Raw genomic sequence first — 18,315 nt, forward strand, 5'->3', positions numbered from 1 at the left:
ATCCACTCCCGTGCAAGACCGCGACGACCAGGCCCGACGAGCCGCCCCCGCCACCTGCCCCGGCGACCCGGTATCGTCCCGGCACACCCACGAGCACACACCCGGCGACACGGAGGACCGCGATGACCGCGACGGCCGACCTGTACGACGAGCACGGCGAGGCGCTCGCCTCCCTCAGCCTCCAGCTGCGGGACTTCGGCGGCGTCCGCGCGTTCTCCGGCCCGGTCCGCACGGTGCGTTGTCACGAGGACAACGGCCTGGTCAAGGCCGTGATGCAGACCCCGGGCGAGGGTGCGGTGCTCGTGGTGGACGGCGGCGGCTCGCTGCGCAGCGCCCTCATGGGCGACCTCATCGCCGCCGCGGCGGTCGAGAACGGCTGGGCCGGCGCGATCATCCACGGGGCGATCCGCGACTCGGCGGCGATCGGCCGGCTGCCGCTGGGGGTCAAGGCGCTGGGCACGAACCCGCGCAAGTCCGCGAAGACGGGCGCGGGCGTGCTCGACGAGGCGGTCGAGATCGGCGGTGTCGTCTTCCGCCCGGGGGCCACGGTGCACGCGGACGAGGACGGCGTGCTCGTCGAGCGCTGAGCGGTCTTCGGCGAGCGGTGAACGGGGCGGTAAACGGTACGGTAGTGCCATGGTTCTTCCCACTGATCCCGCGCGCCCGTTCGGCGCGGTGCTGACTGCCATGGTCACCCCGATGACGCCCGACGGCGCCGTGGACCTGAAGGCAGCGGTCAAGCTGGCGAAGAAGCTCGTGGACGACGGCAACGACGGCCTCGTCCTGTCCGGCACCACCGGCGAGTCCCCGGTGACGCACACGCCCGAGAAGGAAGAGCTGGTCGCTGCCGTCGTCGAGGCGGTGGGCGACCGTGCCGCCGTCGTGGCGGGCGCGGGCTCGAACGACACGGTGCACGCCATCCGCATGGCCGAGCAGGCGGCCGAGGCCGGCGCCGACGGCCTGCTGGTGGTGTCGCCCTACTACTCCCGGCCCAGCCAGGAGGGCCTGTACCAGCACTTCGTGGCGGTCGCCGACGCGACCGACCTGCCCGTCATGCTCTACGACGTGCCGGGCCGCACCGTCGTGCGCATCGCGCGCGAGACGTACCTGCGCCTCGCGCAGCACCCGCGCATCGTCGCGAACAAGGACGCCACCGGCGACGTCTACGCCGCGAGCAAGCTCATCCCCGAGACGGGCCTGGCCTGGTACTCGGGCGACGACGGCCTGCTGCTGCCGTTCCTGAGCGTCGGCGGCGCGGGGATCGTGTCCGTGGCCGCGCACGTGGTCGGCGCGCACTTCGCGGAGACCGTCCGCCGGTTCGACGCCGGCGACCTCGCCGGCGCGATCGAGGTCTTCCGCACCACCACCGGCGTCATCGACGGCCTCAACGGAGCGGGTGCGCAGGCCGTCATGGCCAAGGCGGCCGTCGAGATCCTGGGCGTCACGGACAACCGGTTCCTGCGCCTGCCGAACGTCGCGGCGACGGACGACGAGGTCGCCGTCCTGCGCGCGGTGCTGGCGGACGCCGGCCTGCTGCGCGACACCGCACCCCTGCCCGAGGCGAGCCGGCTCGCGGAGGCGAGCGCCGCCGTCGGGCACTGAAACTTTTCTGTTGGAACGAGGCCTTGGAGGCCACGTGAGTCATCCTCACCCCGAACTGTCCCTTCCCCCTGCGCTGCCCGAAGGCGGCCTGCGCGTGGTCGCCCTCGGCGGCCTGGGCGAGGTGGGGCGCAACATGGCGGTCCTGGAGCATGCCGGCAAGCTGCTCGTCATCGACTGCGGAGTGCTGTTCCCCGAGGACAACCAGCCCGGCGTGGACCTGATCCTGCCGGACTTCGAGTACATCAAGGACCGCCTCGACGACATCGAGGCGATCGTGCTGACGCACGGCCACGAGGACCACATCGGTGCCGTGCCGTACCTGCTGCGGCTGCGCCAGGACATCCCGCTGGTCGGCTCCCGCCTGACGCTCGCGTTCATCGAGGCGAAGCTCAAGGAGCACCGCATCAAGCCCTACACCCTCGAGGTGGCCGAGGGGCAGCGCGAGAAGCTCGGCGTGTTCGACTGCGAGTTCGTCGCCGTCAACCACTCCATCCCGGACGCGCTCGCCGTCGCGGTCACGACCGCTGCGGGCACCGTGCTGCACACCGGTGACTTCAAGATGGACCAGCTGCCGCTCGACGGCCGCATCACCGACCTGCGCGCCTTCGCGCGCCTCGGCGAGAAGGGCGTCGACCTGTTCATGGTCGACTCCACGAACGCCGAGGTGCCCGGCTTCGTCACGCCCGAGGCCGAGATCGGCCCCGTGCTGGACAACGTGTTCGCGCACGCCGACAAGCGGATCATCGTCGCGTCGTTCTCCTCGCACGTGCACCGCGTGCAGCAGGTGCTGCGCGCCGCGCACGCCCACGGCCGCCGCGTCGCGCTCGTGGGCCGGTCCATGGTGCGCAACATGGGCATCGCCGCCGACCTGGGCTACCTCGACGTGCCGCCGGGCGTGCTCATCGACCTGAAGAAGGCCGACTCGGTGCCCGACGACCAGATCGTCTACATGTCGACCGGCTCGCAGGGCGAGCCGATGGCCGCGCTCAGCCGCATGGCCAACGGCGACCACAAGGTCCAGGTCGAGTACGGCGACACCGTGATCCTCGCGTCGTCGCTCATCCCGGGCAACGAGAACGCGGTGTTCCGCATCATCAACGGCCTCACCCGCCTCGGCGCGCGCGTGGTGCACGGCGGCAACGCCAAGGTGCACGTCTCCGGGCACGCCTCGGCCGGCGAGCTGATGTACTGCTACAACATCCTCAAGCCCAAGAACGTCATGCCCGTGCACGGCGAGGTGCGCCACCTCGTGGCGAACGGGGCGCTCGCGGTCAAGACCGGCGTGCCGGCCGACCGCGTGGTGCTCGCCGAGGACGGCGTGGTCGTGGACCTCGTGGACGGCAAGGCCTCCGTGGTCGGCGCCGTCCCGTGCGGGTACGTGTACGTCGACGGTTCGTCGGTCGGCGAGATCACGGACGCCGAGCTCAAGGACCGCGTCATCCTCGGCGAGGAGGGCTTCGTGTCCGTCTTCGCCGTGATCGACACGGCGACGGGTAAGGTACTCGCGCCCCCGCAGGTGCTCGCGCGGGGCATGGCCGAGGACGCCTCGGTGTTCGACAAGGTGATGCCGGAGGTCACCGCGGCGCTGGAGAACGCGATCGCGGGCGGGGCCACGGACACTCACCAGCTGCAGCAGATCATGCGGCGCACCATCGGCCGCTACGTGGCCACCCGGCTGCGTCGCAAGCCGATGATCGTCCCGGTGGTCGTCGAGGCGTAACCGGTCTGCGCGGGCGGGACCGGGGCCGTGCGTCCGATCACCACGATCGGACGCACGGCCCCGGTCCCGTTTCCGCGTCCGGCTTTCACCCCGGAGTTCACCCGATACCTCATCATGCGGGCGGTTTGTCCGGGCTAGCGTTCCGATGCACCCCAGAAAGGCATCCCGATGACGCAGCCTGACAACCCGTTCACCCCGCCCACGAGCCCGCCCACGGCACCGCCGCTGGCCCGGGCCGCACAGCAACCACCGCAGTACGTCCACGCGGCGCCGTACGCGCCGCCGCCACGCAGCGCCGCGGGGCTCGGCGTCGCGACGATCGTCCTGGCCTGTGTGTGGACGGTGGTCCAGGTGCTCCAGCTCGCGACGGCGCCGCAGGCGGCCGACGCGCTGCGTGCCGCGGCCGCCGCCGGCGACGGTGCCCTTGCGAGTGCCTTCACGGGGTACGACGCCGTCGGGCTGCTGCTCGTGCCGGTACAGATCGCCGCCTACGTGGTGGCCTGTCTCTGGCTGTCGACCAGCCGGGCGACGGCGGAGGCCCTCGACCCGCGATACGTCCACGCCCGAGGCAGGGTCTGGGCGTGGCTGGGCTGGTGGGTACCGGTCGTGAGCTTCTGGTTCCCCTACCAGGTGGTACGGGACGTGCGGCGGGCGACGACGACGAGGCTGATCGGGGGGATCGGTGGCTGGTGGGCGGCCTGGCTCGTCTTCGTCGTCGTCTCCAACTCCGCCGGGCGGATGAACCTCCGCACGACGCCGGAGGCGACCGCGGTGGCCGCCGACGCCCTGGTCCCGGTCCAGCTCGTCGCCACCGCCGCGATGATCGTGGCCCTCGTCCTGTGGATCCGGATCGTCCGCGAGATCACGGCGTGGCAGCGTGAACGAATCCCAGCGGGCGGGGCGTACCCGTCCTGAGGCCTGCCGCAGGCGTCCAGGATCGCCCCCGGGCAGCCCCGCACGACCACGTGCGGGGCTGCCCGGGGTTCCGGCTCAGGCGCTGGTCTGCTCGCGGATCCAGCCGGCATGGCCACGGAAGCCACCGAGCTCGTCGTCGCCCTCGATCCGTGCCTCCACGACCGCGACCAGCTCCAGACCGGCCGTCGCGTCGCCCGTCTCCACCGCCAGCTCGGCGGCCAGCAGGGCGCTCCGGCACCACCGCGCGACGTCGGCGGACTCCCGCAGGAGGGTCTCGGCGCGGCTCGCGAGTGCCGACGCCTCCGCCAGCGCACCCTCGTAGAGCCCGCCGAACCGGCCCGTGTCCTCGTCCTCCTCGGCGATGACCCGGGCGTGCTGGTCGAGGGTCTCGGCCAGCAGGAGCCGCAGCTCCGCGAGCTCGTCACCGGCCGCACCGGCTGGCCCGGCGAGCGCCGCCTCGCACGCCTGCGTCGCACTCGTCATGATCCGGCCGGCCTCGGCGGGGTCGCGGTCGCGGACGGCCCACGCCCAGGCGCGGCTCGCGCGGACCAGCCGCGGGGTGTCGCCCACCCCGGCCCACAGCTCGGCCGCACGTGCGTACGCGAGCTCGGCCGAGGAGCCCTCCCCGGCCCGCTCGAGCGCCTCCGCCGCCAGTGTGGCGAGCACCGCGTGGTCGGTCTGGTCCGGCCAGCGCTGCGCCACCTGGGCCGCGGCGAGCCAGTGCCGGGCGGCCTCCGCGGGCTCGTGACGCCCGGCCGCGCACTCCCCGAGCCACCAGCGCACCTGGACGAGGTTGCCCTCGCCGTGCACCTCGGGGGAGGGGTCCAGGTCGCTCAGGGCCTGTTCCAGCACAGGTGCCGCCTCGTCGTGCCGCCCGCCGGCCATGAGGTGGGCGCCGAGCCGGGTCCGGGCCACCACCGCGAACCGCGGGTCGGCGAGGTCGGCCCAGGCCACCGCCTCGTAGGCGTGGTGCAGGGCACCCGGCACGTCCTCGTCCGCGGCCAGTACCTCGGAGAGCTGCAGGTGCGCGCCCGCGCGCCAGCTCGGGGCCGCCGCGTCGCCGGCGCGGTCGATCGCCTCCGACATCCCCGCGCGCATCTCGTGCAGGTCGCCGGCCTCGCGCGCGTGCTCGTACCGGTCGAGCGCCGCACGGACGTCGGCGGGCATCGCGTCGTCCGGGTCACCGAGGCTCTCGGCGGACCCACCGGCGGCCTCCCCGTCTGCCGTGTCGTCGGACGCGGTGTCGCCGTCAGGTGCCGCGCCGGCCGGGGCCGGTGCCTCCGGCCCGGCCTCCTCGCCCGGGCCGGCGTCCCGGGCCACCGCGAGGGCCATGCGCAGGCCGAGCGGCAGCCGGTCCACGAGCGGCCGGGCGTCCAGGCGTGCCTGTACCTCCTCGCTGACCGCCGTCGTGCCGTTGCGCGCGTCGAACCGGCCCGCGAGGGCGAGGGCCTCGCTGCGGGCGCGGCCGGCCAGCTCGGCCGCGGTCCACGACCGGTCCGCCGGGCCGGGGACCGGCAGGTCGCCGTGCCCGAGCGCCACCAGGCGGTCCATGAGCAGCCCGGTCACGGTGAAGAAGCTGAGGCGGGAGTCGGGGTCGCCGGTCGCCTCGAAGTACGCCGGGGTGTCGGCCAGCAGCTCGAGCCCGCGTGCCTCGTTGCCGGTCAGCGCGCAGAACTCGATGTGCCGGGCCACGGACGGCTGCATGCTCTCTGATCCCTTGACCATCGGGTAGCCACGCAGGTGGTTCGTCCGGGCCTCGTCGATCCGGCCGAGCCGGACCAGGGGCAGGAGCGACCGCGCGAGCGTACGGTGCGGCTCCTCGGCGCAGGTCAGCTCGCCGCCGAGCACCGGCGCCCAGTGCTCCATCGCCCGGGCGTCGTCGCCCGTGCGGGAGTAGTACCCGCCCTGGGCGGCGATCTCGCAGGCGTGGCAGTCCGCCATGTCACCGCGCGCGGCGGTGAGCCAGCCGTCGAACGCCTTGCGTGCCCGGGCGTGGTCGCCCACGTGGTCGGCCACGACGAACTCCGACATCCGCACCGCGCGCTCGGTGTGCCCCGCGACGCGGTAGCGCTTCTCCATGTCTGCGAGGGTGTCCTCGATGGCGGCCAGCGGGACCTGCGGCAGGTCGACCAGTCCGGACGTCATCCATTTGAACATCCAGAACAGGGAATGGGTGCCGTACGAGTCGAAGACGCTCGGGTCCTGGTCCCACAGGCGCAGCGCCCTGGCGAAAGGCACGAGCATCTTGTGCCGGTCCGCGCTGAACTCGTAGGCGTGGACCAGGTGCAGCAGCGCCTTGACCTCGGCCTCCGGGCCGAGAGCCCGGGCCTCGTCGAGGATGCTCTCGGCGGCCACGGCCTGCGCGGTGCCGCGGGGGCGCTGGTCGTTCTCCCAGATGGCTCGCTGGAGGGTCGTGAGGTCGGTGATCTGGCTCATCGGTCGTTCTCCTGGGTCAGGCGGGGGGTCGCCCAGGCCAGGAGCTCACCGAACGCGCGGTTCACGAGCGCCTGGTCCGCCGGCCGCAGGGGCCGGCGCGCCTGGAGCAGCGCCTGCCCGTACAGGGCCTCGACGGCCACCCCGGTCAGGTCGGGACCGGGCAGCCCCGCGACGCGCCGCACGAGCGGGTTGAGGTGGTTCAGCACGAGCCGGGCACGTGGTGCCTCGTCGCGCAGCGAGCCGAGGATCCCGGCCCACAGGTCGTCTGCCTCGCTCTCGGCCTCGGCCCGGGCCCGCTCGTGGCGGGTGGACCGGTCGTCCAGGTGCACCGCGGCCAGGGACGCCGGCTGGAAGGCGCGCACCACGACGTCGCAGTCCAGCGGGTCCAGGCGCGCCCGGGCGGTGGCCAGGAAGGGGGCGAGCGCGAGCTCGGCGGCCGGGTCCACGTGGTCGAGGTGCGCCGTGACGACCGACGCGTCGAGCTCCTCGACCGCAACCCCGGGCCGCACCAGGGGGAGCGCCTCCACCAGGGCCGCGTCGTAGGTGTACCCGCCGTTGACCACGGCCATACCCTGCGCCGCCGCGACGGCGGAGACCTGCCGGAACTCGTCGACCGTCCGGGTGAAGTGCACCGTCCGGTGCCGCCGGACCAGGTCGTCGAGCGTCAGCTCGCCCTCCGACGTCTCGAACGGGAGCCACGGGAGCATGGTGCGCAGCACGTCCTCGTCGTGCAGGGCGAGCGCCTTGACCCCCAGGTGGTGCACCGCCAGGAACCGCCGCAGGCGCTCCGGGGAGGTGGTCGCGAGCTGCGCGAGCCACTCGCGCACGCGGTCACCCAGCGCGTCGCGGACGGCCGCGAGCGTCTCGTCCTCGTAGAGCTGCTCACGGCTGGCCGTCGGACGCAGCGCATCGGTGTCCAGCACGCACCGCACGAAGAACGCCCAGTCGGGCAGCAGCGTCTCGGCGCGGTCCGTCAGGAGCATGCCCTTGAGGTGCACGCGGTGCCCACCCCGCTGGGCCGGGCTGACCACGCCGGGGAGCACGTAGGCCACGCCGCGGATGCCGACCAGCGGCAGGTCCAGCTCGATCGAGTCGAGCGGCGTGAAGCCCAGGGTGTCCTGGCAGTAGGCGGACAGCGCCGCGGACCGCGCCGTCGGGCCCGCGTGCTCGAGCTCCCACGGCGGCCGCCGTCCGGTGACCGGCTCGTCGCCCACCCGCACGTCGTAGGGCAGCAGTGCCCCGAAGTCGGTGGCCAGCTCGGCCACCGTGGCGGCCTCGAACCAGTGCTCGCTGCCGTGGCGGGCCACCAGGTGCACGCTGGTGCCCGGCTCGGGGTGCTCTGCGACGTCCAGGGTGCGCACCGTGTACGAGCCGTCGCCGCGGGCCACCCACTCCACGGGCGGCGCGTCCGGCGTCCGGGCCGACCTGCTCACCACACGGATGGTCTCGGCCACGACGAAGCAGGCCAGCAGCCCGATGCCGAACTGGCCCAGGAACTCCTTGCGCGCCTCGGCGAGGCCGTCGCGCTTGGAGCTGCGGCCTATCGTGGCCAGGAGCTGGTGCACCTCCGGTTCGGTGAGGCCGATCCCCGTGTCGGTGACCCGGACGGCGGTGCCGGTCGCCTCGATGCGAACGGCGCCCGGGGCGCCAGGGTCGAGGGCGCGTCGCGCGGTGACCGCGTCGACGCCGTTCTGGAGCAGCTCGCGGACGTACACGCGAGGGCTGGCGTACAGGTGCTGGGACAACAGGTCGACCAACCCGCGGAGGTCGACCTGGAACGTGTGTGGCGGATCCGCCGAGATCTCGTGCGTCGTCATGGTGGGCGCGATGCTAGCGGCGCCCACCGACAGTCCGTGCCAGAGGCCGGACGTACCCTGCCCTCATGACCTCGTCCGCACCGCCGTCCCGCCCGCCCCGGGCCGAGCTGCACGTGCACCTGGAGGGCACGCTCGAGCCCGAGCTCGCCTTCGAGCTCGCCGCCCGCAACGGCGTCCGGCTGCCGTACGACGGCCCGGACGCCCTGCGCGCCGCCTACGACTTCGCCGACCTGGGGTCTTTCCTCGAGCTCTACACGGCGAACATGGCGGTGCTCCGCACCGCCGCCGACTTCGCCGACCTCACCCGCGCCTACCTGCGGCGTGCCGCACGGGCCGGGGTACGGCACGCCGAGATCACCGTCGACCCGCAGGCGCACCTCGCGCGCGGCGTCCCGCTGGAGGACGTCGTGGACGGCGTCGCCGAGGTGCTCGCCCGCAGCGAGCCCGATCACGGGATCTCGACCCTGCTCGTCGCCGCGTTCCACCGCGACGAGCCCGCCGCCGGCGCGCTCGAGGTCCTGGACCGCCTGCTCGCCATGGACGCGCCGATCGTCGGCATCGGCCTCGACAACGCCGAGACCGGCTACCCGCCGGGCCTCTTCACCGACCTCTACGCCCGGGCCGAGGCCGCCGGCCTGCGCCGCACCGCCCACGCGGGGGAGGAGGGGCCGGCGTCGAACGTCCGGGACGCGCTCGACCTGCTGCACGCCGAACGGATCGACCACGGCATCGCCGTCGTCCAGGACCCCGACCTGCTCGCCCGTGTCGCCGCCGAACAGGTGCCCTTCACGGTCTGCCCCGTCTCGAACGTGCGCCTGCGCGCCGTGCCGAGCCTCGCCGAGCACCCGCTGCCCGCCATGATGGCGGCGGGCATGCTGGTGAGCGTCCACTCGGACGACCCGCCCTACTTCGACGCGTACGTGGACGACGTCGACGACGCGGTCACCGCCGCCTTCGGCCACACCCGGGACCAGCGGGCGGCGCTCGCGGCGGCGTCGTTCCGCGGGTCGTTCCTGCCCCCGGACCGGGCGGCGGCCCACCTGGCGGACGTCGAGGCCTGGCGCACCGGAGGCTGACCCGGGTGCCGGGGCAGCGGCCCTGCCACCGGCCGAGCGGGGACCGGTCCCCGCCGGGCCGTGCTGGGATCGGACCGTCCGCACCGCCCGCCCCTGCCGAGGAGATGACGATGTCCCTGCACCCGCCCGCGGCCGCGCCGCCGCTGACCGTGCCCCGCGGTGCCGGCACCGTCGTCACGCTGGCGTGCGTGGTCACAGGCCTGCAGCTGGTGGCCTTCGTGGTGGCGCTCGCGTCGGCGACCCGGGGCGACGGTGTGCCGAGCCCGGCGGCCGTGACGCTCACGGACCTGCCGCTCGCGCTGGTCCAGGTCGCGGCCGGGATCGTGACGTGCACGTGGCTGTGGCGCAGCCGGCAGCTCGCGGTGGCGGTCGACCCGGGCGCGCCGCACGTCCGGGACGCCGTCTGGGTGTGGCTCGGCTGGGTGGTCCCGGTCGTGGCGTGGTGGTTCCCGTACCAGGTGGTGCGCGACATCCGGGAGGCGACCGTCCGCGACCCGGCCGACCGCGGGGGCCTGTGGTGGGGCGCGTGGCTGGTCACGTCGTGGGTGAGCAGCGTGTCGGTCTACGGCGTCGCGTTCGTGGTCGGTGGCGTCGCCGGACCCGCGCTCCTGCCGGTGCTCGAGGGGATCGTGCTGGTGGCGATGGGGCTCGCGCTGTGGGGCTGGGTCGAGATCGTCCGCGAGATCCACGTCGCGCAGCGTCAGTGGGTCAGCAGCGCCTCGGCCACCGCGCCGCCGGCCTGAGCGAACGCCGCCGCGCGGGCGTCCTCGTCGCCCGGCAGGAGGCCCGCGAGCTCCAGCGAGACGAGCCCGTGCACCAGGCCCCACAGCCCGACGGCGGCGCCGAGCACGCGCTGGGGCGGCGCGCCGTCGAGCACCCGGCCGACGGCGGCGTGCAGCACGCGGAAGGTCGGCTGGTCGACGGCGCCGGCGGGCTCGCCGTCCGCCGGGGTGACGCCCCGGTAGAACATGACCCGGTAGAAGTGCGGGTGCGCGAGCGCGAACCGCCGGTACGCACGGCCGAGCTCGCGCAGGTCGGCGACCGGGTCGGCGCCCTGCCCGCCCGCGGTGAGGTGCTCCGCGAAGCGGCGGAACCCCTCGTCGGCGACGGCCTCGACGAGGGCCTCCCGGGAGCCGAACAGCGCGTACACCGCCGAGGCGCTCGTCCCGGCGTCGGCCGCCGCCCTGCGCACGGTGACGGCGCTCTCGCCGTGCGCCGAGATCAGCTCCGAGGCCACCTCCAGCAGCCGGGTGCGCAGGGCGTCGTCGTGCAGTCGAGGGCGGGCCATGTGGCGAGTCTAAAGGCTTGACGCGAGTTTACGAACGCTGTTTCATAACACCGTTACAAAACCTCGCCCCGAACCCCAGGAGGAAACCGTGCTCGAGCTCTCCGATCCCGCCCGCATCACCGCGGGCATCGTGCTGCTGACCGTCGTCGGCATCGAGTCAGGTGGTCTCTTCCTGCTCAAGGTCTTCGGCGGACGGATGGCGACCACCGACCTCCAGAAGAGCTTCTTCCGCGCCGGGCACGCCCACGCCGGGGTCCTGGTCGTCCTCGGCCTGCTGTGCCTGCTGCTGACCGAGGCCACCGCGCTGACCGGCTTCGTGCGCTGGCTCGCCGGGACCGGCGTCCTGTGCGCCGCGATCCTCCTGCCCGCGGGCTTCTTCTTCTCCGCCATGGGGCAGGGGCGGACGTCGCCCAACCGCGCCGTCGTGCTGCTCCCCGTGGGCGCGGTGGTGCTCGCGGCCGGCGTCGTCACGCTGGCCGCGGGGCTGCTCCTCGCCTGAGGCGCGCGTCCGCGAACATCGCATACCGGACAAGGGCCCGGTCCAGGACACACCGAGAGGCGTTCCTGGGCCGGGCCCGCGTGCGCGGTTACGGTGGCGACATCATGGCGACCCGCACGTCGGCCCGGCGAAGCTCCGGGAAGGGATCCGGGCAGGGCGCGAAGAGCGCCAGGCCCAAGGCCGCAGCGTCCAAGCGATCGGCCTCGCGCCGGGGGACGGCCCGCCCGGCGCCGCGGGCTGCGTCCGCGCCGTCCCGCCCGCCCTGGCCGGTCCGGGCGGTCCGGGGACTGTGGATGGGCATGGCCCACGCGGTCGGGGGAGCGGCGCGAGCCGGGACGCGGCCGCCGCAGGACGAGACCGGGCGGGACCCGGGACAGCGGGGCACGGGTCAGCGGGGCACAGGACAGCAGGGAGGACAGGAACTGGAACCGGACCACCGGCGCGACGGCGTCGGCTTCGCGCTGCTCGCCGTGGCGGTCATCGTCGCGGCGCGGGAGTGGTGGGGCATCGACGGACCCTTCGGCGACGGCGTGCACGCCGTGGTCGCGGGCACGTTCGGGGTCGCGGGCGTGGCCCTGCCCGTGCTGCTCGTCTGGCTCGCCGTCCGCGTGATGCGCCATCCCGAGCGCGCGCAGCAGAACGGGCGGGTGGCCATCGGGCTCAGCTTCCTCGTGGTCGCGACCTGCTCCCTGGTGCACATCAGCGCCGGCCTGCCCTCGCCCGCCGACGGTTTCGTCCCGGTGCAGGACGCGGGCGGCGTCATCGGCTTCCTCTTCGCCACCCCGGTGGTCACCGGCCTGACCCAGTGGTTCGCCATCCCGCTGTACGTCCTGGCCGGGTTCTTCGGCGTGCTCATCGTGACGGCCACCCCCGTGCACCGGATCCCCGCGCGCCTGGGCGGCCTGTACGACCGGCTCACGGGCAACCACCGTGACCCGGACACCGCCTCGGAGGACGGGCTCGCCCTGGCCGACGGCGTCTCGGCGCACGACGGCAAGCCCGAGCCCCGGCGGCGCAAGCGCCGGACCAAGCAGGAGATCGCCGCGGAGAAGGAGCGGCTGGCGGGCTTCGTGGGTGACGAGGCGTTCGAGAAGGCCGCCGAGGTGGAGGCCGCCGAGCGCGCCGCCAAGGCCGCCAAGGTCACCACGCAGCGGATCCCGACCAGCGAGTCCGCGGGCAAGGTCACCGGCGCCCCCGCCATCGGCCCCGGCGTGCTGGGCCCCGACGGCGAGCGCGCCCAGGCGGGACCCCGCCCGCCCGAGACCGGCGAGCCGATGCCCCGCGGCGTGCAGCCGATGCTGGAGGGCGACACCGTCTACCTCCTGCCCGACGAGGAGCTCCTGGTCCAGGGCCCGCCGCACAAGGCGCGGTCGGCCGCGAACGACCGGGTGGTCGAGTCGCTCACGGGCGTCTTCGAGCAGTTCGGCGTCGACGCCAAGGTCACCGGGTTCAGCCGCGGGCCCACAGTGACCCGGTACGAGGTCGAGGTGGGCGCCAAGACGAAGGTCGAGCGCATCACGTCGCTGTCCAACAACATCGCGTACGCCGTGGCGAGCGCCGACGTCCGCATCCTGTCGCCCATCCCCGGCAAGTCCGCGATCGGCATCGAGATCCCGAACTCCGACCGCGAGACGGTGGTGCTCGGCGACGTGCTGCGCTCGAGCGCGGCCCGCCGCACCGAGCACCCCATGGTCATGGGCGTGGGCAAGGACGTCGAGGGTGGCTACGTCGTCGCCAACCTCGCGAAGATGCCGCACATCCTCGTGGCGGGTGCCACCGGAGCAGGCAAGTCGAGCTTCATCAACTCGATGATCACCTCGATCCTCATGCGCTCCACGCCCGAGCAGGTGCGCCTCATCCTGGTGGACCCCAAGCGCGTCGAGCTCACCATCTACGAGGGCATCCCGCACCTCATCACGCCCATCATCACCAACCCGAAGAAAGCGGCGGAGGCCCTCGACTGGGTGGTCCGCGAGATGGACGCGCGGTACGACGACCTGGCCACGTTCGGCTACAAGCACGTCGACGACTTCAACGTCGCCGTGCGGTCCGGCAAGGTCAAGCCGCTGCCGGGCTCGGAGCGCAAGATCGCGCCCTACCCCTACCTGCTCGTGGTCGTCGACGAGCTCGCGGACCTCATGATGGTCGCCCCGCGCGACGTCGAGGCGTCCATCCAGCGCATCACGCAGCTCGCGCGCGCGGCCGGCATCCACCTGGTGCTGGCCACCCAGCGCCCGTCCGTCGACGTCGTGACCGGCCTCATCAAGGCGAACGTGCCCTCGCGGCTCGCGTTCGCGACGTCGTCCCTTGCCGACTCCCGCGTGGTCCTGGACCAGCCCGGCGCCGAGAAGCTCATCGGGCAGGGCGACGCCCTGTTCCTGCCCATGGGCGCGGCCAAGCCGATGCGCGTCCAGGGCGCCTGGGTCACCGAGTCCGAGGTGCACCAGGTGGTCGAGCACGTCAAGAGCCAGCTCAAGCCCGTCTACCGGGAGGACGTCGCGGCACCCGCCGCGGCCAAGAAGCAGATCGACGAGGACATCGGCGACGACCTCGACCTGCTGCTGCAGGCGACCGAGCTCGTGGTCACCACCCAGTTCGGGTCCACGTCCATGCTCCAGCGCAAGCTGCGCGTCGGCTTCGCCAAGGCGGGGCGGCTCATGGACCTCCTGGAGTCCCGCGAGATCGTCGGCCCGTCCGAGGGCTCCAAGGCGCGCGACGTGCTGGTGGGCGCCGAGGAGCTGCCCGCGGCGCTCGCGCTCATCCGGGGCGAGGACCCACCGCAGGTCTTCGACCAGGCGTCGTCGGACGCCGACGAGGGCGAGGACCGGTACGCCGAGGGCACGGACGGCCACATGCCGCCCGTCGCCGCGGACTACCACGACGACGCGGACGTCGTCCGCTGACGCTTCCCGCGACGGGTCAGACGCTCGGGGCGGCCTGAGCGTCTGACACGTCGCCGGGTCTAGGGGGTGCGGGGGACGACACGCGGGGGTTCGCCGGTCGCGCGCGGCGGCTTCTTCTGCTCGCGGGCCGTGTCCCCGACGGCGTCCTGCGCGATCGTCAGGCGCTGCTCCAGGTCGCCCCGGCTGAGCCGGCCCCGCTCCGGGTGGGCGAGTGCCTCCCGCGTGCCGCGCAGCCGGTGCCCGTCGGCCAGGTCCACGGTGGTGCCCGCCCAGCGCACCTCGGTCACCCGGGCGGGCTTGCCGGGGCGCTGCACGACGTCGGCGACCATCAGCACCCCCACGTTCGTCGCGAGCACGCAGCAGCCCGGCCCCTGGTTCGACAGCATGTTGCCGAGGCCGTAGGCCACCCACATGCCCTGGTCGCGCGGGCCGCCGTCGAGGCGCTCGATCGGCTGCGGCACGTGGGCGTGGTGCCCGATCACCAGATCCACCTGCCGCGACTCCGCGAGGGCCTGCGTCACCTCACGCTGGTGGGGCGTGGGTTCCGTGACGTACTCGTACCCGTCGTGCAGGCTCACGAGGACGAGGTCGGCGCCCGCGGACCGGGCCGCCCTGGCCTGGCGCACGATGCGGTCGGCGTCGATCAGGTCCACGGACCACTCGCCGCGCGGCGGGCTGTACCCGTTCAGGCCGTAGGTCGCCGCCAGGTGGGCGACGGTCACGGTCCGGCCCTCCCGCTCCAGCTCGTACACCTGCGGGACGAGCGACTCCGCGCGGTCGCGTGCCGTGCCGACGTGGCCCATCCCGGCCCGGTCGAGCGCGTCGAGGGCGGCGGCCAGCCCGTCGTAGCCGGCGTCCGCCGCGTGGTTGGACGCCGTCGAGCAGCCGTCCCAGCCCTGCTCGCCCAGGTCGCGGACCACCTCCTGCGGCGCCCGGAACACGGGGTAGCCCGTCGGTGTCACGCCCGGGGGTGCGATCGGCACCTCGAGGTGGCACAGCGCGAGGTCGGCACCGGAGACCCAGGGGTCGACGCCCGCGAGCAGCGGCGAGTACTCGAAGCCGTCCGCGACGGCGGCCGACATGTTGACGGGGCCGTGCGGGAGCACGTCGCCCCCGGCCAGCAGGGTGAACCTGACGTCCTGCGGGGTCGGGCTCGGTGTGGGGGACGGTGGGGCGCTGGTCGTGGCGTCGACGGGCGTCGACGCCACGGAGGGCCCCGGGTTCAGCGTGCAGCCGGCGGCCCCTGCGGCGAGGGCGCAGGACAGGGCCGCAGACGCGAGGAGCCGCAGGGCGCGGGCTGTGGTCACGCCCGGATGCTATGGCAGGGGCGCGGGCTCGGCGACAAAAGACGTGATGGGTCCGGCGCACGGGTCAGGAGCGCGGCGGCGCGCCGTTAGGCTTGGGCAATGGTCACCGACGCTCCGTCGCCGTGGAACATCGCGAACATCGTGACGATGATTCGGATCGCCATGGTCCCGTTCTTCGCCTGGGCTCTCCTCGCCGAAGGTGGCGACGACACCACGTGGCGGCTGGTGGCGACGGCGATCTTCGTGCTCGCCGCGGCGTCGGACAAGGTGGACGGCTACCTGGCCCGCTCGCGCGGGCTCATCACCGACCTGGGCAAGCTGCTCGACCCGATCGCCGACAAGCTGCTCGTGGGTGTCGCCCTGGTGCTGCTCTGGATCCCGCTCGGCGAGCTGCCGTGGTGGATCCCGGTCGTGATCCTGGTCCGTGAGCTGGGCATCACGTTCATGCGCATGGGCATGCTCAAGTACGAGGTGATGCCCGCCTCCCGGGGCGGCAAGCTCAAGACCGTGCTCCAGACCGTGGCCATCCCGCTGTTCCTGCTGCCGCGCGAGGGCCTCGAGTGGCTCACGGTCATCGCCTGGGTCGTGCTGCTGGCGGCGTTCGTCGTGACGGTCGTGACGGGCGCCGAGTACGTCTACCAGGGCTGGCGGATCCGGCGGGACGCGCGGGCGAAGGCGACACGTCCGTGAGCGCGGCCGGCCTCCTGGCCGGGGCGCGCGCCCGGGGCTGGACGATCGGCGTGGCGGAGTCGCTCACGGGCGGGCTCGTCACCGCGACGCTCGTGTCCGTCCCCGGCGCGTCCCGCGTGGTGCGGGGCGGTGTCGTGGCGTACGCCACGGACCTCAAGGCGGCGCTCCTGGGCGTGGACGAGGACCTGCTCGCCGAGCGCGGTGCCGTGGACGAGGCGGTGGCCGCGCAGATGGCGGCGGGCGTGCGGACGGCGACCGGTGCCGACGTCGGGCTCGCGACGACCGGTGTCGCCGGCCCCGACCCGCAGGACGGCCAGGCCCCGGGTGTGGTGTTCGTCGCCGTGAGCACGCCGACGACGACGGAGGTGCACCGGCTCGAGCTCGAGGGCGACCGGTCCCAGGTGATCGCGGGCGCTGCCCGTGGTGTGCTGGAGCTCGCGGAGGCGCTCGTCAGCGCGTCATCGGGTGAAAAAAGCGACACACCCCCCGTCCGGCTCCCAGAAGTTACAGACAAGTGAAACTTCTTGGCTTAATCTTGCACAGGGCTTGACGGAACGGCACTTCGGGAACAAGGCTCATAACCACGACGTTGGACCCGATGTGATCACCAACAGGCCGACCACCCGGAGCCGGCGCAAGAACCCTTCGAGCGCGGGGTACGGTAGAACGACCTCCGCTCTTGGAGGACGCACCACACGCACGGCGCGTCCGGCCCCGTCGGGGCAGGGCGTGAGGACAGGGACAGGCACCGAGAGGGGGCGCGAGATGGTCGTACTACGGCGAGAGATCGGAGACGTGCTGCGTGACACGCGGCAGCGTCAGGGGCGCACCCTGCGGGAGGTTTCGTCGGCGGCACGCGTGTCGCTGGGGTACCTCAGCGAGGTGGAGCGAGGGCAGAAGGAGGCGTCGTCCGAGCTGCTCGGCTCCATCTGCGAGGCGCTCGACGTGCCGCTGTCCTTGGTGCTGCGTGAGGTGAGCGACCGCGTGGCGGTGGCCGAAGGTTTCCAGATCCCCGACACCATCCCGGCGGACTTCGTCGCCGGGCTGCTGGCTCGGGGAGGCGACCGGACCGCAGCGCGGCGGGAGGTCGCGCAGTCGGACCTCGCACCGGTCGGCTGAGCCGACCGGCCCGCGCGGGTACGCAGCGAGCCCGAGTCAGAACCTGGGCGGGACCCTCTCCGGAGGGTCCCGCCCAGGTTTTTTCGTGCCCGCCGCGCGTCACGTCGGGGCCGGCGGCTGGCAGTGCGGGCACCAGAACACCGGCCGCTCGTAGGGCTTCTCGTTCGCCGTGCCGGCCTCGATCGGGGTGCCGCACCGGTGGCACGGCCGGCCGCTGCGGCCGTGCACGTGCAGCTCGACGGCGCCCAGCCCGCGCGCCCGGCCCATCGCCACGCTGCGCTCCATCAGGCGGCGGGCCACGCGCAGCAGGTCGGACCGCTCCTGCTCGCCCAGGTCGCCCGCGGGCGTCCAGGGCCACACACGCCGCGCGAACAGGGACTCGGCCATCCAGATCGTCCCGAGGCCCGCGACGGTGCGCTGGTCCAGCAGGACGGCGCACAGCGGCCGGCCCGGGTCGCGGACCATCCGGGCGGCGGCGTCGGGCAGGCCGGCCGTGGGGAAGTCGCCGGCGAGGACGTCCGGGCCCAGACCCGCCAGCACGCGGTGCTCGTCGTGCGTGCGCAGCAGGTCGAGCATGCCGAGGTGCCACCCGGTGGCCGTCCAGGCGTCGGTCGCGAGCACGGCGCGGATGGCGGGGTGCCGTGCGGCCGCCTCCCGCGAGCCCGTGCGATGGACCCGCCAGTACCCGTCCATGCGCAGGTGCGTGTGCAGCGTGCGGCCGTCGTCGAGCCGCGTGAGCAGGTGCTTGCCGTACGCGGCGGTCTCCAGCGCCGTGGCGCCGGTCAGGTTCGCCGCACCGGCACTGGGCCAGCGCAGCTCGGCACGGACGAGCGGCAGACCGCGCAGCGCGGCGGTCAGCCGCTCGGCGGTGAGCCGCAGGACGTCGCCCTCGGGCACGTGCGCTCCCCTCGTCGTGGGGCCTTCACTGTAGTGGGGCACCGTG

Annotated in this window: 16 protein-coding genes; 11 read left to right on the forward strand and 5 right to left on the reverse strand. The window is 73.8% G+C overall.

Annotated features, from left to right (window positions below):
* Nucleotides 1–122 precede the first annotated feature (122 nt).
* The 4 genes from rraA (at nt 123) to APR03_RS06130 (ending at nt 4,237) form a co-directional block, all read left to right on the forward strand.
* Nucleotides 123–587 carry a ribonuclease E activity regulator RraA gene (gene rraA / locus APR03_RS06115; protein WP_253833679.1) on the forward strand — a complete coding sequence of 155 codons (465 nt, stop codon included), beginning with the start codon at nt 123–125 and terminating at the stop codon, nt 585–587.
* Between the two features lie 49 nt (nt 588–636).
* Nucleotides 637–1,602: a 4-hydroxy-tetrahydrodipicolinate synthase gene (dapA, locus tag APR03_RS06120; protein ID WP_253833680.1), complete on the forward strand. Its 966-nt coding sequence runs from the start codon at nt 637–639 to the stop codon at nt 1,600–1,602.
* A 34-nt stretch (nt 1,603–1,636) separates the two neighbouring features.
* Nucleotides 1,637–3,322, forward strand: a complete 1,686-nt coding sequence (locus tag APR03_RS06125) for a ribonuclease J (protein ID WP_253833681.1) — start codon at nt 1,637–1,639, stop codon at nt 3,320–3,322.
* A 168-nt stretch (nt 3,323–3,490) separates the two neighbouring features.
* Nucleotides 3,491–4,237 (forward strand): DUF4328 domain-containing protein, encoded by a 747-nt coding sequence (locus APR03_RS06130; protein ID WP_253833682.1) that lies wholly within the window; start codon nt 3,491–3,493, stop codon nt 4,235–4,237.
* A 75-nt stretch (nt 4,238–4,312) separates the two neighbouring features.
* Here the strand turns inward: APR03_RS06130 and APR03_RS06135 are convergent, their stop codons facing one another.
* Both APR03_RS06135 and APR03_RS06140 read right to left on the reverse strand, forming a co-directional pair.
* A complete protein-coding gene (locus APR03_RS06135) occupies nt 4,313–6,673 on the reverse strand; it encodes a hypothetical protein (RefSeq protein WP_253833683.1) in 2,361 nt (786 codons plus the stop codon).
* Nucleotides 6,670–8,490, reverse strand: a complete 1,821-nt coding sequence (locus APR03_RS06140; protein ID WP_253833684.1) for an HSP90 family protein — start codon at nt 8,488–8,490, stop codon at nt 6,670–6,672. The genes APR03_RS06135 and APR03_RS06140 overlap by 4 nt, the downstream gene beginning before the upstream one ends.
* Nucleotides 8,491–8,555: 65 nt before the next feature.
* On the opposite strand from APR03_RS06140, the gene add reads away from it, so the two are divergent.
* The gene (add, locus tag APR03_RS06145; protein ID WP_253833686.1) at nt 8,556–9,566 is read left to right on the forward strand and encodes an adenosine deaminase; all 1,011 of its coding nucleotides are present in this window, start codon (nt 8,556–8,558) and stop codon (nt 9,564–9,566) included.
* 110 nt (nt 9,567–9,676) lie between these two features.
* Nucleotides 9,677–10,309, forward strand: coding sequence for a DUF4328 domain-containing protein (locus APR03_RS06150; protein ID WP_253833687.1), 633 nt, complete (start codon nt 9,677–9,679; stop codon nt 10,307–10,309).
* Here the strand turns inward: APR03_RS06150 and APR03_RS06155 are convergent.
* Nucleotides 10,267–10,854, reverse strand: a complete 588-nt coding sequence (locus tag APR03_RS06155; RefSeq protein WP_253833690.1) for a TetR/AcrR family transcriptional regulator — start codon at nt 10,852–10,854, stop codon at nt 10,267–10,269. The genes APR03_RS06150 and APR03_RS06155 overlap by 43 nt on opposite strands.
* Nucleotides 10,855–10,942: 88 nt before the next feature.
* On the opposite strand from APR03_RS06155, the gene APR03_RS06160 reads away from it, so the two are divergent.
* Both APR03_RS06160 and APR03_RS06165 read left to right on the forward strand, forming a co-directional pair.
* Nucleotides 10,943–11,353 (forward strand): hypothetical protein, encoded by a 411-nt coding sequence (locus tag APR03_RS06160; RefSeq protein WP_253833692.1) that lies wholly within the window; start codon nt 10,943–10,945, stop codon nt 11,351–11,353.
* Nucleotides 11,354–11,646: 293 nt separating this feature from the next.
* On the forward strand, nt 11,647–14,256 hold the full coding sequence (locus tag APR03_RS06165; RefSeq protein WP_372494771.1) for an FtsK/SpoIIIE family DNA translocase: 2,610 nt from the start codon (nt 11,647–11,649) through the stop codon (nt 14,254–14,256).
* 59 nt (nt 14,257–14,315) lie between these two features.
* Here APR03_RS06165 and APR03_RS06170 read toward each other — a convergent pair whose 3' ends face one another.
* A complete protein-coding gene (locus APR03_RS06170) occupies nt 14,316–15,563 on the reverse strand; it encodes a CapA family protein (protein WP_253833696.1) in 1,248 nt (415 codons plus the stop codon).
* A gap of 99 nt (nt 15,564–15,662) precedes the next feature.
* On the opposite strand from APR03_RS06170, the gene pgsA reads away from it, so the two are divergent.
* The 3 genes from pgsA (at nt 15,663) to APR03_RS06185 (ending at nt 17,372) form a co-directional block, all read left to right on the forward strand.
* Complete coding sequence (gene pgsA, locus APR03_RS06175) at nt 15,663–16,253, forward strand: CDP-diacylglycerol--glycerol-3-phosphate 3-phosphatidyltransferase (protein WP_253833705.1); 591 nt, start codon at nt 15,663–15,665, stop codon at nt 16,251–16,253.
* The gene (locus APR03_RS06180) at nt 16,250–16,771 is read left to right on the forward strand and encodes a CinA family protein (RefSeq protein WP_253833709.1); all 522 of its coding nucleotides are present in this window, start codon (nt 16,250–16,252) and stop codon (nt 16,769–16,771) included. The genes pgsA and APR03_RS06180 overlap by 4 nt, the downstream gene beginning before the upstream one ends.
* 247 nt (nt 16,772–17,018) lie before the next feature.
* Nucleotides 17,019–17,372: a helix-turn-helix domain-containing protein gene (locus tag APR03_RS06185; RefSeq protein WP_116674556.1), complete on the forward strand. Its 354-nt coding sequence runs from the start codon at nt 17,019–17,021 to the stop codon at nt 17,370–17,372.
* Nucleotides 17,373–17,471: 99 nt separating this feature from the next.
* On the opposite strand, the gene APR03_RS06190 is transcribed toward APR03_RS06185, so the two are convergent.
* Nucleotides 17,472–18,269 carry a DNA-formamidopyrimidine glycosylase family protein gene (locus APR03_RS06190; protein ID WP_253833716.1) on the reverse strand — a complete coding sequence of 266 codons (798 nt, stop codon included), beginning with the start codon at nt 18,267–18,269 and terminating at the stop codon, nt 17,472–17,474.
* Between the last annotated feature and the right edge of the window lie 46 nt (nt 18,270–18,315).

Source organism: Promicromonospora thailandica, assembly GCF_024171955.1.
In the GTDB taxonomy this organism is placed as follows: Bacteria; Actinomycetota; Actinomycetes; order Actinomycetales; family Cellulomonadaceae; genus Promicromonospora; species Promicromonospora thailandica.